Consider the following 13,132-nt stretch of genomic DNA (forward strand, 5'->3'; position numbering starts at 1 on the left):
GCATGCAACTCAAGGACATCGACCTCAACCTGCTGCTGGTGTTCGACCGCATGCTGGCCGAGAAGCGCGTCTCGGCCGTGGCGGAATCGCTCGGGCTTTCGCAGCCAGCCATCAGCAATGCCTTGGCGCGACTGCGCAAGCTGCTGGGCGACGAGCTCTTCTTGCGCACGGCGCGCGGCATGGAGCCCACGCCTTTTGCGCTGCAACTGGCCGAACCGGTGGCCTACGCAATGGGCGCGCTGCATTCGGCGCTGAACCAGCAGGTGGTGTTCGACCCCGCCAGCAGCACGCGCAGCTTCACGCTCGCCATGACCGACATCGGCGAGATCTACTTCACGCCCAGGCTCATGGAAACGCTGTCCGCCGCAGCGCCGGGCGTGACCATCAGCACGGTGCGCAACAACACCGCTGCCAGCCTGCGCGACGAGCTCGAAGCCGGCCACGTCGACATTGCCATCGGCCTGCTGCCGCAGCTCAAGGCCGGGGTGTTCCAGCGCCGACTGTTTCTGCAGCGCTATGTGTGCCTTTTTTCAGGCACCCATCCGCTCGCGCGCAAGCGCAGTGTGTCGCTCAAGGACTTCAGCGCGGCCGACCATGTTCTGGTGCAGGCCGCCGGCACGGGCCATGGCAAGGCCGACGATGTGATGGCCGCACAAGGCATCCAAAGGCGCATTCGGCTCAGGGTGCCGCACTTCGTGGCCATTGGCCATATTCTTCGCTCGAGCGAAATGATCGCCACCGTGCCGGAGCGGCTGGCGCAGAGCATCGCCGAGCCTTTTGGCTTGGTGTGGCGCCCTCACCCGGTGCCGCTGCCGCAGATTGCAATCAACCTGTTCTGGCACGCGAAGGTGCATCGCGACCCTGGCAACCAGTGGCTGCGCGGATTGCTGTTCGATAATTTTGCGGACAGCGACTAGGGCGCGGCGGCAAAGAACTTCAGGCGGGCCGGACCGGGGGCCACCGACCGAGCACCTCATGGATGCTTTCGCCGACGTGGCTTTCGATCAGGGCGAACGAATCGGCCCTCCACCGGACTGGCTCGATCGGATGCCGCTCGACCTTTGTGGGCGTGTAGGCCAGGGTCATGTGAGGCGTGAAGCCGTGCTCGGGCTTGAAGCCCGCATCGGCCAGTGCTTCGCCAAGACACTGCCTGAACGCCGCGATCGCTGATGTCCCGCTCTCAGCGCCGCACAAAACGAATGCCTTGCTTTTGTCGAACCGCATGACCTCGTCGAACACCACATCGAAAGACGGAGGTGCCACGCTGGCTGCCGCGTCGATGGCCGCCTGCACCTGCTTGCGCGGCGCTGACGCCGGATAGCTTCCTAGGTGATGCAGCGTGACATGCAGGCGATGCGCCTCGGTCAGCTTTCCTTTCAGCGCATGCCGGTCCTTGAGGCGCGCGCCCAGCGCGGCGATCGAAGCGGCGTCTTCAGCGTGCGGAAAGATCGCCAGGAAGAGTGAGCGATGCAGGCGCTCCTTGCGGGGCGCTGTGCCGCGGGCGCGGCGCAGGGGCGGCGGCGGAGGGTCGATACCTGGGAGAAGAAGCTGTTCGGGCATGGCAAGGAATAAGAGCGTCTTCACCCGGAGATTCGGACTGCTGCTGGCCCCGTAGCTTACCGAAAGCACCCGCATCGGTCCGGCGATTTGCGTTCTTGACGAATCAGAGCGGCTGCCCTATTCTCCGCGCCGTTTAGGACAGACGTCCTAGTTGCAGGAGATCCGGATTGCAGATGACCGCCACGGCCGACAAGACCACCCGCGAGCAGATCGTGGACGCCGCGGACCAGCTGTTCTACATGCGAGGTTTCGAGGCCACTTCGTTCGCTGATATTGCGAAGGTGGTGAACATTTCGCGCGGCAATTTCTACCATCACTTCAAGACCAAGGACGAAATCCTGGATGCGGTGATTGCCGCGCGCCTTGGCCAGACGCGCGGCATGCTGGCGCAATGGGAAGCATGCGGCCCTGATCCCATGAGCCGCATCCGAAGCTTCATTCACATCCTGGTTGCCAACCAGCCTCTCATCATGCGGCACGGCTGCCCGGTGGGCACGCTGTCCACCGAACTCGCCAAGCTGGACCACCCCTCGCTGAAGCAGGCCAATGGCCTGTTCACCCTGTTCCGCGTCTGGCTGCGAAAGCAGTTCGCGCTGCTGGGCCGCAAGGCCGATGCCGATGCGCTCGCCATGCACCTGCTCGCCCGGAGCCAGGGCGTGGCCGTGCTGGCCAACGCCTTTCGGGACAAGTCCTTCGTGCAACAGGAAGTCCGACAGCTGTGCGAATGGCTCGCGTCCTGCGCGACCAAGCCAGCCACCAGCCACCGCTGACCTCCAGACCCACCACCCTCCACAAACAGAAAAATCCATGTTCATCGTGCTCCTCAAGTTCTCCGGCAACAAGGCCAATGCAGCCCAGTGGATGGAAGGCCACAAGGCATGGCTCCAGCGCGGTTTCGACGACGGCGTGTTCATGCTCTCCGGCAGCCTCAAGCCCAACCAGGGCGGTGCCGTGCTTGCGCACCGCACGACCATGGCCGAGCTGCAGGCGCGCGTCGATGCCGATCCGTTCGTTGCCGAGAACGTCGTAAGCGCCGAGATCATGGAAATTGCGCCGGCCCGCGCCGACGAGCGGCTCGGCTTTCTGCTGGGCTGACCATCCCTATAGCCGCCTCCACCTGATGACCACATTGATCAACGGCCCAGACGGCCAACCGCGCTGCCGCTGGTGCGCAAGCGCGCCCGAATTCCTTGCCTACCACGACACCGAATGGGGCTTTCCGGTAGCGGACGACCGCCGCCTGTTCGAAAAGCTCTGCCTGGAAGGCTTCCAGTCGGGGTTGAGCTGGCGCACCATCCTTGCCAAACGGGAAAACTTTCGCGCGGCGTTCCACGGGTTCGACTTCAACAAGGTGGCCCGCTTCACCGCGCAAGACGTCGAGCGCTTGCTGCAAGACGCGGGCATCGTCCGGCATCGGGGCAAGATCGAGGCGGTGATCCACAACGCCGCACGGGCGCAAGAACTGGTTGCAAGCCACGGCTCGCTGGCGGCCTTTTTCTGGAGCCATGAGCCCGATGCCGGCGCGCTCGCGGAACCGCAGAGCGCATCGACCTCCGAGGCTTCCATCGCGCTGTCCAAGGCACTGAAGAAGCTCGGCTGGAAGTTCGTCGGGCCAACGACCGTTTACGCCTTCATGCAGGCCATGGGCCTCATCAACGACCATGCGCAAGGCTGCGTGATCCGGGGGAAGGCGCAACACGCGCGAAGCAGGTTCAAGAGGCCGCACGCCGCAGCAGGCTGAACCGGCGGCCGGTGCCCGACAGTATGATTCCGGCCTTCGCTGTCATCATGCGCCGCATTCTTCTCCGACTCCTGCTGCTCGCCGTGTTCTTCAACACGGCCGTCGGCATGCCCTTGCACGAAGCAGAGCATCTGCAGCAGGCGGGGCCGGAACTTGCGCAAGAGTGGCGTTCGCTGAATGCCGGCCTCAGCGACGACACCGACGGCCACGGCGCGGAAGCCCAGGCGCTGTGCTCGTGGTGCGTGGCGTTCGCCCAGCAGGCCAGCGCCCTCGCTGCGCCGCCGATCTACATGGCCGGCCGGGCCGAACCGGCTGCGCTCCAGGCGACACGGCCCGCCACTGCATTCGTTCCCGATCCTGAACGCTGGCCCTTCGCCTCGCGCGATCCCCCTGCACTCGCCTGACATCCGCCGCTGAGGCGGACTGTTGCCTGCTCGCCCCGCTGCCCGGTGCTTCATAGGCCCGGCCGCGTACTTACCAGTTTCTTCCCGATTTCTGCCTTGCCGCGCCTTCGTCGCGCAGCCCGGCCGTCTCTTGTCGAGTGCCGTTCATGATTTCCAATCTCACCTCCACCCCTTTCGCGGGGCGCCGGATTCCCGGTTTCCGCCTGCTTCCTCCGGCCCTTGCAGTGGCGAGCCTTTTTGCCGGACCGGCCTTCGCCCAATCGGCGACCGAAGCCCCGGCGACAGCCGAGCTGTCGACCATCGAAGTCATCGGCCGGACCGAGTCCGGCGCCTACCACTCCGAAGAAGCTGCCGGCGCCAAGACAGAACTGCCGCTGCGCGAGCTGCCGCAATCGGTGCGCATCGTCACGCGCCAGGCCATCGACGACCTGGGCGCCACCAAGCTGGACGACGTGCTCGACTATGTGGGTGGCGTTTCGCGCCAGAACAACTTTGGCGGCCTGTGGGACAACATTGCGATCCGCGGTCTACCCGGCAACGAGAACACCGGCATGGCCACGCTGCTGAATGGCTTCTCGTCCAATCGCGGCTTCAATGCGCCGCGAGATCTTGCGGGCGTGGAGCGCATCGAATTTCTCAAGGGCACGGCCGCCGCGCTCTACGGCAGCAGCGAGCCGGGCGGCACGCTCAATATCGTGTCCAAGCGGCCGCTCTGGAAAGCCGCGCATTCGGTCGAGGGGTATGCCGGCAGTCATGGCTTGAAGCGCGGCGCATTCGACAGCACCGGCCCCCTCGGGGAAAACCTCGCCTATCGGCTCAACGTTGCGGTGGAAGACCGGGACAGCTTTCGCGACCATGTGAGCGCCAAGCGCCAGGTGATTGCGCCCGCCTTCACCTGGAAGCTGGGCCGCGACACGGTGCTGGAGTACGCGGGCGAGGTACTTCGCCACAAGACGCCGCTGGACCGCGGCGTGGTGGCCGTCAACAACCGGCTGGGCGCAATTCCGCGCAGCCGTTTCCTGGGCGAACCCGCCGACGGCGACGTGACCGTCGACAACCAGACGCACCAATTCGTTCTTTCGCATGAATGGAACACCAACTGGCGAAGCCGCGTGGGTCTTTCCTATCGCGAAACCTCGATCAACGGCTTTGCAACCGAGGCAACCGCGCTGCAGGCCAACGGCAACCTGACGCGCCAGCGGCGCTTTCGCGATTTCGACTCCCACGACACAGCCTTGCAGGCCGAGCTGCAGGGCAAGGTGCACACGGGCAGTATCGAGCACGAGCTGCTGTTCGGCGCGGAGAGCTTTCGCTTCGGAATGGATTCGGTGATGCTGCGGGTGAATCCGAGCGCCGCGCGGCCGTACGCCATCAACATCTACAACCCCGTCTACGGCCAACCGCAACCCACGCCGGGCGCGAACACCGATACCCTGGAGCAGCAGCGCGGCACTGCGTTCTATGTGCAGGACGCCATCAAGCTCACGCCCGAATGGCGGCTGGTGGCTGGTGTGCGGGTGGACAATTACCGCCAGTCGCTGCTGAACCGCCGCACGAACACCACGGCCGAACAGGACCCATCGGCCACCTCGCCTCGCATCGGCCTGAGCTGGCTGCCGACGCCGCAGTGGACTTTGTATGCGAACGCGGGCCGCTCGTTCCGCCCGAACGTCGGCTCGGACTTTGCGGCCAACAGCTTCGCGCCGGAGACCGGCCGCGCGCTGGAGCTTGGCACCAAGTGGGAGAGCGCGGACCAGCGCATCGGCGCGACCGCCGCGCTGTTCGACATTCGCAAGCGCAACGTGCTGACCTCCGACCCGGTGAACGCCGGCTACTCGGTCTCCGCGGGAGAAATTCGCAGCCGCGGCCTCGAACTCGACTTTGCGGGCCAGGTCACGAAGAACTGGCGGGTCAATGCGAGCCTGGTGTTCAACGACGTGGAAATTGCGAAGGACCACAGCCTGGAAGTTGGCGGACGCCTGCTCAACGTGCCGAAGGTCAACGGCAGCGTGCTTGCCGTGTACGAGGACGCCTTTGCCAACGGGCAGCGCTACGGCATTGGCGGGGGCGTCACTTACGTGGGCAAGCGGCTGGGCCAGGCCCGCACGCAGGCCGAGGCCAATGCCGGAACGCCCGCGTTCGACCTGCCCAGCTACACCACGGCCAAGCTGGTCGCCTACTGGCGCCTCAACCCCACGCTGCGGCTGACGCTGGATGTCGACAACCTTTTCGACAAGACCTACTACACGAGCTCCTACAGCCGCGTGTGGGTGACGCCGGGAACGGCACGCACCATCACCGTCGGCCTGCAGGCCCGGTTCTGACGCGAGGAAATACAGATCATGACCGTGACCGACTTTGCACCGCCGCACGCCGCGGCGCACCCCGCGCTGGAGGCCCACAGCGTGGTTGCCGGCTATGGCGCGCACATCATCCTGCACGGGCTGGACCTGAGGGTCGAGGCCGGTGAGATCTATGCGCTGCTGGGTGCCAACGGCGCCGGCAAGACCACCACGCTGAGCCTCTTCCTGGGCTTCGTGCAACCCGCCAGCGGCCGCGTGCGGGTGAACGGCACCGACCCGGTGGCGGACCCGACAGGCGCACGGCGCCAGCTTGCCTACATACCCGAGAACGTGGCGCTCTACGAGCACCTGAGCGCGCGCGAGAACGTGGCCTACCTGCTCCACCTTGCCGGCCAGCCTGCATCCGCGCAGGCCATCGACGAGGCATTGGCCAGCGCCGGACTGGACGCCGCCGCGCACGGTCGGCGCGTGTCGGGGTTCTCGAAAGGCATGCGCCAGAAGGTGGCGATTGCCTTGGCGCTCGCGCGCAAGGTGCCAGCGCTGCTGCTGGACGAGCCCACCTCCGGGCTGGACCCGCAGGCCACCACCGAGTTCAGCCGCATCCTCGGGCTGCTGCGCTCGCAAGGTGTGGCCGTGCTCATGGTGACGCACGACTTGCTCGGCGCCGCCGACGTGGCCGACCGCATCGGCTTCATCGAACGCGGGCGGCTGATCGAAGAAGTCGCCGCCTCGGGCACCGAGCGCTTCGACGTGCGTGCATTGCACCGCCGCTACGCGGGCCAGGAGGCGCAGCAATGAGCGTCGCACTGCACATTGCGCGCGAGGAATGGCGCCTGCTGCGCCGCGACCGCGTCGCCGTGCTCGGGCTCGTGTTGCTGCTGCTGTTGACGGCCGTGGCCACCTTCACGGCCTGGGAACAGCGCCGCACGACCGATACGGAACGCGCGCGCCACCAGGGGCAAGTCGACCATGAATTCGAAACCCAGCCCGACCGGCACCCTCACCGCATGGTGCACTACGGGCACTTCGTTTTCCGGCCGCTGAACCCGCTTGCCGCTTTCGACCCCGGGGTCGACGCCTACACGGGCCACACGCTCTTCCTTGAAGGGCACCGGCAGAACAGCGCCAATTTTGGCGACGTGCGGCAGTCTTCGCTGCTGCTGCGCTTCGGCCAGCTCACCCCTGCCTTCGTGCTGCAGGTGCTGGCGCCGTTGCTGCTCATCTTTGTCGGCCATGCGGCGCTGGCGCGGGAGCGCGAATCGGGCACGTTGCGGGTACTGCTCGCGCAAGGGGTCCGCCCGCGACAAATCGTGGCGGGCAAGTTGCTGGCGCTGTGCGGCGTTGCGGCCGCGGCATTGCTGCCTGCATTGCTGGCGCTGTTGTGGATCGGTGCGGCAACCCCCGCTCCCGCCGGTCTGGCAATTGCAATGGCGGCAGGCTACGGCGTGTGGCTGCTTATCTGGGCCGTCGGCATCGTCGGCGTTTCTGCGTGGTTTGGGCGCGGACGCGATGCCCTGGTTGCATTGCTCGCGCTCTGGGCCGTCAGCGTGGTGCTGGTGCCGCGGCTGGCGCCCGAGATCGCGGCCTCGGTGCTTGCGCTGCCCACGCGCTTCGAGACCGACATCGCGGTGGCGCGCGACCTGGCTGCGCTGGGCGACAGCCACGACCCGGATGACCCCTACTTCGCCGGCTTCAAGAAAAAAGTGCTCGCGCAGTACGGCGTTTCTCGCGTGGAAGACCTCCCCGTCAACTACAAGGGCCTGCTCGGCATGGAAGGCGAACGGCTGACCAGCGCGCTCTTCGAGCGCTACGCCAATGCGAGCTTCGAGCGGCAAGCGGCGCAGCTGCGCCGCGTTGACGCCTTTGCGCTGATCAGCCCGGTGATCGCGCTGCGCCGCCTTTCGATGGCCGCTGCGGGCACCGACCTGCAGAACTACCGCCGCTTCGTCGAACAGGCCGAGCGCCATCGCTATCGCATGGTGCAGGAGCTCAACCGCCTGCAAGCCGAAAAGCTCAGCTTCGCGGGCGACCGCTCCAGCCGCGACAGCCGCATCAGCCACGCGCATTGGCATGGCGTTGCCGACTTTCGCTACCAAGCCGCACCACCGGCCGAGGCGCTGCGCCGCGCGGCGCCCGCCGCGGGAGTGCTGCTGCTCTGGCTGGTGGTGCTCGCAGGTTTGCTGGCCGTGGCCACACGCCGTCTCGGGAGGGTGACGCGATGAATTGGGTTGCCCATGAATTGCGCCTGCTGGTGCGCTCGAAACTCGCGCTGTCTGCATTGACGCTGCTGTTGGTGCTGTCGGCTCTTGCGGTGCTTTCAGGCATGCGCGAAGTCGAGCGCCAGCAGCAGACCATTGCGCGCCTGGAGGGGCTGCAGCAGCAGGAACTCGCGGCACAGGCGCGCAAGTACACCCATGGCGGCGACGCCGGTTCGGCCGCCTACTACACCTTTCACGGCACCTGGGATGCGCCCTCGCCCACGGCCTTCCTTGCGCTTGGCCTGCGCGATGCCGCGCCCTACGTGCTGCGCGTGCGCGCCCTGGCCCTGCAAGCCCAGCTGCACGAAGGCGAGAGCTTCAACCCCGAACTGGCGCTGGCCGGACGTTTCGACTTTGCCTTTGTGCTGGTGTACCTGGCGCCGCTGTTTCTCATTGCGCTCTTGTACGACCTGGTTTCGGGTGAACGCCGCTCGGGCCGCCTGAGTACGCTGCTGGCCATGCCCGGCGCCGGCCGCGGCCTGTGGCTGCGCCGCGCGGGCTTGCGCACGGCGCTGGTCTTCGGCTGCCTGGTGTTGCCTGTGCTGGCGGGCGCACCGGCTAGCGGCACCGCCATCGAAGCCTTGGGCATCGTGCTGTTGGTCACGGCCGGCTACCTCGCGCTCTGGAGCGGGCTGGCGTTGATCGTCGCAACGCGAAGCGGGAGCTCCGCCGCCAACGCGATGGCACTCATGGGCTGCTGGGCCGTGCTGACGCTCATCCTGCCGACCCTTGCCAACGCCGTGCTCGCGCGCGCCGTGCCTGTTCACCAGGGCGTGGAGTTGATGCTGGCACAGCGCCAGGCCGTGCACGGCGCGTGGGACTTGCCGCCGGAGGCGACGATGGAGAAGTTCTTCCGCACACACCCCGAATGGCGGGACACCTCGCCGCTACCCTCGGGCTTTCACTGGAAGTGGTACTACGCGTTTCAGCAGCTCGGCGACGAGAGCGCGGCACCGCAGGTGGCGGCTTATCGCGATGGCCTGCTTGCGCGCCAGCGCTGGACCTCGCGGCTGGGCTGGCTGCTGCCGGGCGTCGGCGTGCAGGCCGCATTGCATCGGCAGGCCGATACCGACTTGCAGGCGCAGCTGGCGTATCAAGACCGCATCGCCGAATTTCATGCCCGGTTGCGCGCCTTCTACTACCCGTACCTGTTCAACGACGTGCGCTTCGGTCCGCAGGACTTTGCCTCCCAGCCTCACTTCAGCCCGTCGTCGCAACCGGCGGAAGTGCCCCTCGAACAGCTGCTGGGGCTGCTGCTGATGGGCGCGGCGGTTCTGGCGCTGGGCGTGGACGCGGCCGGCCGGGTGCGCCCGAGCGCCGGTTGATGAAGGCACGGAACTCGCGCGTGCGCCGCGGCTCTGACAAGCCATGCGCGCCACGCCAGAACCAGGATCCGACCGGGTTGAATCCCCACCGGATCGAGCACGATCCGAACGGATTGGTCCGGCGGACGGCATTCCACGGCGCGCCGTTGCCGCGGCGATGGTCGCCTTTCCGGCGCTCTGGCTGGGTGCCCGGGCTCAGCCTGCGGTAGCGCGGACGGCCACGCCGTCGCAGACCGAAGGCCCCTTCTATCCCGTCCGCCTGCCCAGCGACTCCGACAACGACCTGTTGCGCAACGGCACGCTGAAGTACCGCGGCGGCCAACCCGCATGGGTCGACGGCTCGGTGACCGACCTGGATGGCAAGCCGCTGAGAGGCGCGCAGGTCGAGATCTGGCAATGCGACGAAGACGGCCACTACCATCATCCCGGCGACGGGGACCGCGCCGATGCGGCGTTTCAGGGCTTCGGTCGCGTTGCAGTCGGCGAGGACGGCAGCTACCGCTTCCGCACCATCCGGCCCGTGCCCTACAGTGGCCGCACACCGCACATCCACGTCAAGGTGAAACTGGGCACGCGTGAGCTGCTGACGACGCAGCTGTACGTGGCCGGCGACCCGGGCAACGCGCGCGACTACCTTTGGCGCAACCTTCCCCAAGCTGCAAGGGACGCAGTTACGGTGCCTTTCGAGCGTGGAGCGGATGGATTGCGAGCGCGTTTTCCGATAGTGATTGCTGCGTGATCGCGCTCGGCAGAAGACTGCGCCAGCGATGACCATCGTCCTGCGAAGAACGCCGGCGTTTGTATCTTTTCGTACAACCGTGTACTCCATCCGCCTACAGCCGAAGGCCGGCAAAAACAAACAATGCCGGCATGGTGGAACTGGACGACGACACAGATCAGCATGCCTTGGCCGCCCAGGCGGCAGAGTGGCGCCGGCGCGCGCTCCGTGGGGACCGGCACGCACGCGGCATCGCTCACGCCCTCGAGGTGAAAGTACGCAAGCTCCGCGGCGATATACCGACCACAGCTTTCGATCTGGACACGCGGCCGCTCGCACCTTGGCAGCCCTCCCGACGTTGGTGGAGCCCTTGGAGACGCGACTAGGAACAAAAAAAAGCCGCTGGGAATCAGCGGCTTTTTTTATGGAGAAGTGAACCTCACTCCCACTCGATCGTCGCGGGCGGCTTGCTCGAAACGTCGTAAGTGACGCGATTGATGCCGCGAACCTCGTTGATGATGCGGCCCGACACCTTCTTGAGCAGCGCATACGGCAGCTCGGCCCAGTCGGCGGTCATGAAGTCGCTGGTCTGCACCGCGCGCAGCGCGACCACGTAGTCGTAGGTGCGGCCGTCGCCCATCACGCCCACGCTCTTCACGGGGAGGAACACGGTGAAGGCCTGGCTGGTGAGGTCGTACCAGGTCTTGCCGGTGGCCTCGTCCTTGAAGTTGCGCAGCTCCTCGATGAAGATCGCGTCGGCGCGGCGCAGCAGGTCGGCGTATTCCTTCTTCACTTCGCCAAGAATGCGCACGCCCAGGCCGGGGCCGGGGAACGGATGGCGGTACACCATCTCGGGCGGCAGGCCGAGCGCCACGCCCAGTTCGCGCACTTCGTCCTTGAACAGGTCGCGCAGCGGCTCGAGCAGCTTGAGGCCGAGCTGCTCGGGCAAGCCGCCCACGTTGTGGTGGCTCTTGATGGTGACGGCCTTCTTGCTCTTGGCGCCGCCCGATTCGATCACGTCCGGGTAGATGGTGCCTTGAGCGAGGAAGGTCGCACCCTTGTGGCCGCCGTCGCCCGCCTTGAGCTTGGCGGCTTCCTGCTTGAACACGGTAACGAACTCGCCGCCGATGATCTTGCGCTTGGCTTCGGGGTCGCTCACGCCGGCGAGCTTGCCGAGGAACAGCTCGCTTGCATCGACGCGAATGACCTTTGCGTGCAGCTTGCCTTCGAACATCTCCATGACCATGTCGCCTTCGTTCAGGCGCAAGAGGCCGTGGTCGACAAATACGCAAGTGAGCTGGTCGCCGATGGCGCGGTGGATGAGCGCGGCGGCCACGCTCGAGTCCACGCCGCCCGAGAGGCCGAGGATGACTTCTTCGTCGCCCACCTGCTCGCGGATCTTCTGCACGGCTTCGGCGATGTGGTCGCGCATGACCCAGTCGGGCTTGGCCTCGCAGATGCCGAGCACGAAGCGATCGATGATCGCCTTGCCCTGCACCGTGTGCGTCACTTCGGGGTGGAACTGCAGCGCGTAGTAGCGGCGCGCCTCGTCGGCCATGCCGGCGATGGGGCAACTCTCCGTGCTGGCCATGAGCTTGAATCCGGGCGGCAGTTCGGTGACCTTGTCGCCGTGACTCATCCACACGTTGAGCATGCCGAAGCCTTCACGCGTGGTGAAGTCGGCAATGTCTTTCAGCAGCGCGGTATGGCCATGGGCGCGAACGGACGCAAAGCCGAACTCGCGCTTGTGGCCGCCCTCGACCTTGCCGCCGAGCTGGTGCGCCATGGTCTGCATGCCGTAGCAGATGCCGAGCACCGGCACGCCCAGGTCGAACACGGCTTGAGGCGCCTTGTCGGTGGTTTCTTCGTACACGCTGGCATGGCTGCCCGAAAGAATCACGCCCTTCAGGTGGCCGTCGGCCGCGTACTCGCGCACCCATTCGTCGGTCACGTCGCAAGGGTGCACTTCGCTGAGCACGTGTGCTTCGCGCACGCGGCGCGCGATGAGTTGGGTGACTTGCGAGCCGAAATCGAGAATGAGGATCTTGTCGTGTTGCATGGAGAAGACTCGGTCAGAGCGTTGAGATGTCGAACAGCCTGACGCCCGCTTGCGGCGCGGCCTGGATGAGTTGCTCGTCGAAGGTGGCGAGCGGAAGATCGAGCGACTTGGCGAGCCACAGGTAGCCCGCGTCGTAGAGCGAAACGCCGGCATCGATGGCAACGGCCAGCACCGCCTTGTGCTGGGCCGGTGCGAGTTCGTGCAGCTCCACGCGGTGGCGAATGGCATCGAGCACGCTCCACAGTCCTTCGACGGCCGCAGGAGGAATGCGGCCGCTGCGCACGCCGTTGGCAAGGATGTTGGCGCATTCCCACTGCCAGGCGTTGGGCGCCTGCGGCTCGACCTCGTCGCGGCGGATGGCGGCGTAGAGCTTGCGGGTGTGTTCGCTGGCCTGGTCGGGCAACAGCCAGGCGGCGGTGACGGAAGCGTCCATGACGAAGGCTGTCACGACTGGCGCCCCTCGTCCAGCAACGTGCGCACGGTTCGGCCGGGCTTGATGCTGGCGTGCAGCGCGTCGATCTGGCCGAGTTCGCGCTCGATCTGCTCGTCGGTGATGACCGGCTTGCGCCGCACCGGCAGCATGCGCACCACCTCCTTGCCGTGGCGGGTGATGCGAACCTCCTCGCCCTTTTCGACCAGGTCGATCAGGGCAGAGAAGTTGTTCTTGGCTTCAGCGATGCCGATGGATTGCATTTGGGCCAGAAATTTTTAATCTGGCCCGAATTCTAATCTCAATATGGCCTGACTTTCGATGTCTGGCCAGA

At 66.1% G+C, this 13,132-nt stretch carries 14 protein-coding genes; 10 read left to right on the plus strand and 4 right to left on the minus strand.

Features of this window, described 5'->3' with window-relative positions; translation table 11 throughout:
* Window positions 1-2: 2 nt before the first annotated feature.
* Window positions 3-917, plus strand: coding sequence for a LysR family transcriptional regulator (locus GOQ09_RS14080; RefSeq protein ID WP_157613964.1), 915 nt, complete (start codon window positions 3-5; stop codon window positions 915-917).
* Window positions 918-936: 19 nt separating this feature from the next.
* On the opposite strand, the gene GOQ09_RS14085 is transcribed toward GOQ09_RS14080, so the two are convergent.
* Window positions 937-1,584 carry a 2'-5' RNA ligase family protein gene (locus GOQ09_RS14085; protein ID WP_242630840.1) on the minus strand — a complete coding sequence of 216 codons (648 nt, stop codon included), beginning with the start codon at window positions 1,582-1,584 and terminating at the stop codon, window positions 937-939.
* 149 nt (window positions 1,585-1,733) lie between these two features.
* Between GOQ09_RS14085 and GOQ09_RS14090 the strand changes: the two genes are divergently transcribed.
* The 9 genes from GOQ09_RS14090 (at window position 1,734) to GOQ09_RS14130 (ending at window position 10,330) form a co-directional block, all read left to right on the plus strand.
* Window positions 1,734-2,330, plus strand: coding sequence for a TetR/AcrR family transcriptional regulator (locus tag GOQ09_RS14090; RefSeq protein ID WP_157613965.1), 597 nt, complete (start codon window positions 1,734-1,736; stop codon window positions 2,328-2,330).
* A 37-nt stretch (window positions 2,331-2,367) separates the two neighbouring features.
* Window positions 2,368-2,655 (plus strand): YciI family protein, encoded by a 288-nt coding sequence (locus tag GOQ09_RS14095; protein WP_157613966.1) that lies wholly within the window; start codon window positions 2,368-2,370, stop codon window positions 2,653-2,655.
* A 25-nt stretch (window positions 2,656-2,680) separates the two neighbouring features.
* Window positions 2,681-3,301: a DNA-3-methyladenine glycosylase I gene (locus GOQ09_RS14100; RefSeq protein WP_157613967.1), complete on the plus strand. Its 621-nt coding sequence runs from the start codon at window positions 2,681-2,683 to the stop codon at window positions 3,299-3,301.
* A 47-nt stretch (window positions 3,302-3,348) separates the two neighbouring features.
* The gene (locus GOQ09_RS14105) at window positions 3,349-3,705 is read left to right on the plus strand and encodes a DUF2946 family protein (RefSeq protein WP_157613968.1); all 357 of its coding nucleotides are present in this window, start codon (window positions 3,349-3,351) and stop codon (window positions 3,703-3,705) included.
* Between the two features lie 146 nt (window positions 3,706-3,851).
* Window positions 3,852-6,029 (plus strand): TonB-dependent siderophore receptor, encoded by a 2,178-nt coding sequence (locus GOQ09_RS14110; protein WP_157613969.1) that lies wholly within the window; start codon window positions 3,852-3,854, stop codon window positions 6,027-6,029.
* A gap of 18 nt (window positions 6,030-6,047) precedes the next feature.
* Window positions 6,048-6,806: an ABC transporter ATP-binding protein gene (locus GOQ09_RS14115; RefSeq protein WP_157613970.1), complete on the plus strand. Its 759-nt coding sequence runs from the start codon at window positions 6,048-6,050 to the stop codon at window positions 6,804-6,806.
* Window positions 6,803-8,230, plus strand: coding sequence for an ABC transporter permease (locus GOQ09_RS14120; RefSeq protein ID WP_157613971.1), 1,428 nt, complete (start codon window positions 6,803-6,805; stop codon window positions 8,228-8,230). Before GOQ09_RS14115 ends, GOQ09_RS14120 begins: the two co-directional genes overlap by 4 nt.
* Window positions 8,227-9,591 (plus strand): ABC transporter permease, encoded by a 1,365-nt coding sequence (locus tag GOQ09_RS14125; protein WP_157613972.1) that lies wholly within the window; start codon window positions 8,227-8,229, stop codon window positions 9,589-9,591. Before GOQ09_RS14120 ends, GOQ09_RS14125 begins: the two co-directional genes overlap by 4 nt.
* A gap of 157 nt (window positions 9,592-9,748) precedes the next feature.
* Window positions 9,749-10,330, plus strand: coding sequence for a protocatechuate 3,4-dioxygenase (locus GOQ09_RS14130; RefSeq protein ID WP_157613973.1), 582 nt, complete (start codon window positions 9,749-9,751; stop codon window positions 10,328-10,330).
* A 418-nt stretch (window positions 10,331-10,748) separates the two neighbouring features.
* Here the strand turns inward: GOQ09_RS14130 and guaA are convergent, their stop codons facing one another.
* From guaA to GOQ09_RS14145, 3 genes are read right to left on the minus strand one after another with little or no spacing between them, the layout of a single operon-like run.
* Window positions 10,749-12,368 (minus strand): glutamine-hydrolyzing GMP synthase, encoded by a 1,620-nt coding sequence (guaA, locus tag GOQ09_RS14135; RefSeq protein ID WP_157613974.1) that lies wholly within the window; start codon window positions 12,366-12,368, stop codon window positions 10,749-10,751.
* Window positions 12,369-12,381: 13 nt separating this feature from the next.
* Window positions 12,382-12,801, minus strand: coding sequence for a type II toxin-antitoxin system VapC family toxin (locus GOQ09_RS14140; protein ID WP_157616713.1), 420 nt, complete (start codon window positions 12,799-12,801; stop codon window positions 12,382-12,384).
* Window positions 12,802-12,812: 11 nt separating this feature from the next.
* Window positions 12,813-13,061 carry a type II toxin-antitoxin system Phd/YefM family antitoxin gene (locus GOQ09_RS14145; RefSeq protein ID WP_157613975.1) on the minus strand — a complete coding sequence of 83 codons (249 nt, stop codon included), beginning with the start codon at window positions 13,059-13,061 and terminating at the stop codon, window positions 12,813-12,815.
* Window positions 13,062-13,132 lie beyond the last annotated feature (71 nt).

Source organism: Variovorax paradoxus (genome assembly GCF_009755665.1).
GTDB classification, from domain to species: domain Bacteria; phylum Pseudomonadota; class Gammaproteobacteria; order Burkholderiales; family Burkholderiaceae_C; genus Variovorax; species Variovorax paradoxus_G.

Excerpts from the sequence above, each read along its gene's own strand:
- GOQ09_RS14100 (WP_157613967.1), top strand. The coding sequence starts at position 2,681 with ATGACCACATTGATCAACGGCCCAGACGGCCAACCGCGCTGCCGCTGG.
- GOQ09_RS14080 (WP_157613964.1), top strand. The coding sequence starts at position 3 with ATGCAACTCAAGGACATCGACCTCAACCTGCTGCTGGTGTTCGACCGC.
- GOQ09_RS14115 (WP_157613970.1), top strand. The coding sequence starts at position 6,048 with ATGACCGTGACCGACTTTGCACCGCCGCACGCCGCGGCGCACCCCGCG.
- GOQ09_RS14095 (WP_157613966.1), top strand. The coding sequence starts at position 2,368 with ATGTTCATCGTGCTCCTCAAGTTCTCCGGCAACAAGGCCAATGCAGCC.
- GOQ09_RS14110 (WP_157613969.1), top strand. The coding sequence starts at position 3,852 with ATGATTTCCAATCTCACCTCCACCCCTTTCGCGGGGCGCCGGATTCCC.
- guaA (WP_157613974.1), bottom strand. The coding sequence starts at position 12,368 with ATGCAACACGACAAGATCCTCATTCTCGATTTCGGCTCGCAAGTCACC.
- GOQ09_RS14145 (WP_157613975.1), bottom strand. The coding sequence starts at position 13,061 with ATGCAATCCATCGGCATCGCTGAAGCCAAGAACAACTTCTCTGCCCTG.
- GOQ09_RS14140 (WP_157616713.1), bottom strand. The coding sequence starts at position 12,801 with ATGGACGCTTCCGTCACCGCCGCCTGGCTGTTGCCCGACCAGGCCAGC.
- GOQ09_RS14125 (WP_157613972.1), top strand. The coding sequence starts at position 8,227 with ATGAATTGGGTTGCCCATGAATTGCGCCTGCTGGTGCGCTCGAAACTC.
- GOQ09_RS14120 (WP_157613971.1), top strand. The coding sequence starts at position 6,803 with ATGAGCGTCGCACTGCACATTGCGCGCGAGGAATGGCGCCTGCTGCGC.
- GOQ09_RS14130 (WP_157613973.1), top strand. The coding sequence starts at position 9,749 with ATGGTCGCCTTTCCGGCGCTCTGGCTGGGTGCCCGGGCTCAGCCTGCG.
- GOQ09_RS14105 (WP_157613968.1), top strand. The coding sequence starts at position 3,349 with ATGCGCCGCATTCTTCTCCGACTCCTGCTGCTCGCCGTGTTCTTCAAC.
- GOQ09_RS14090 (WP_157613965.1), top strand. The coding sequence starts at position 1,734 with ATGACCGCCACGGCCGACAAGACCACCCGCGAGCAGATCGTGGACGCC.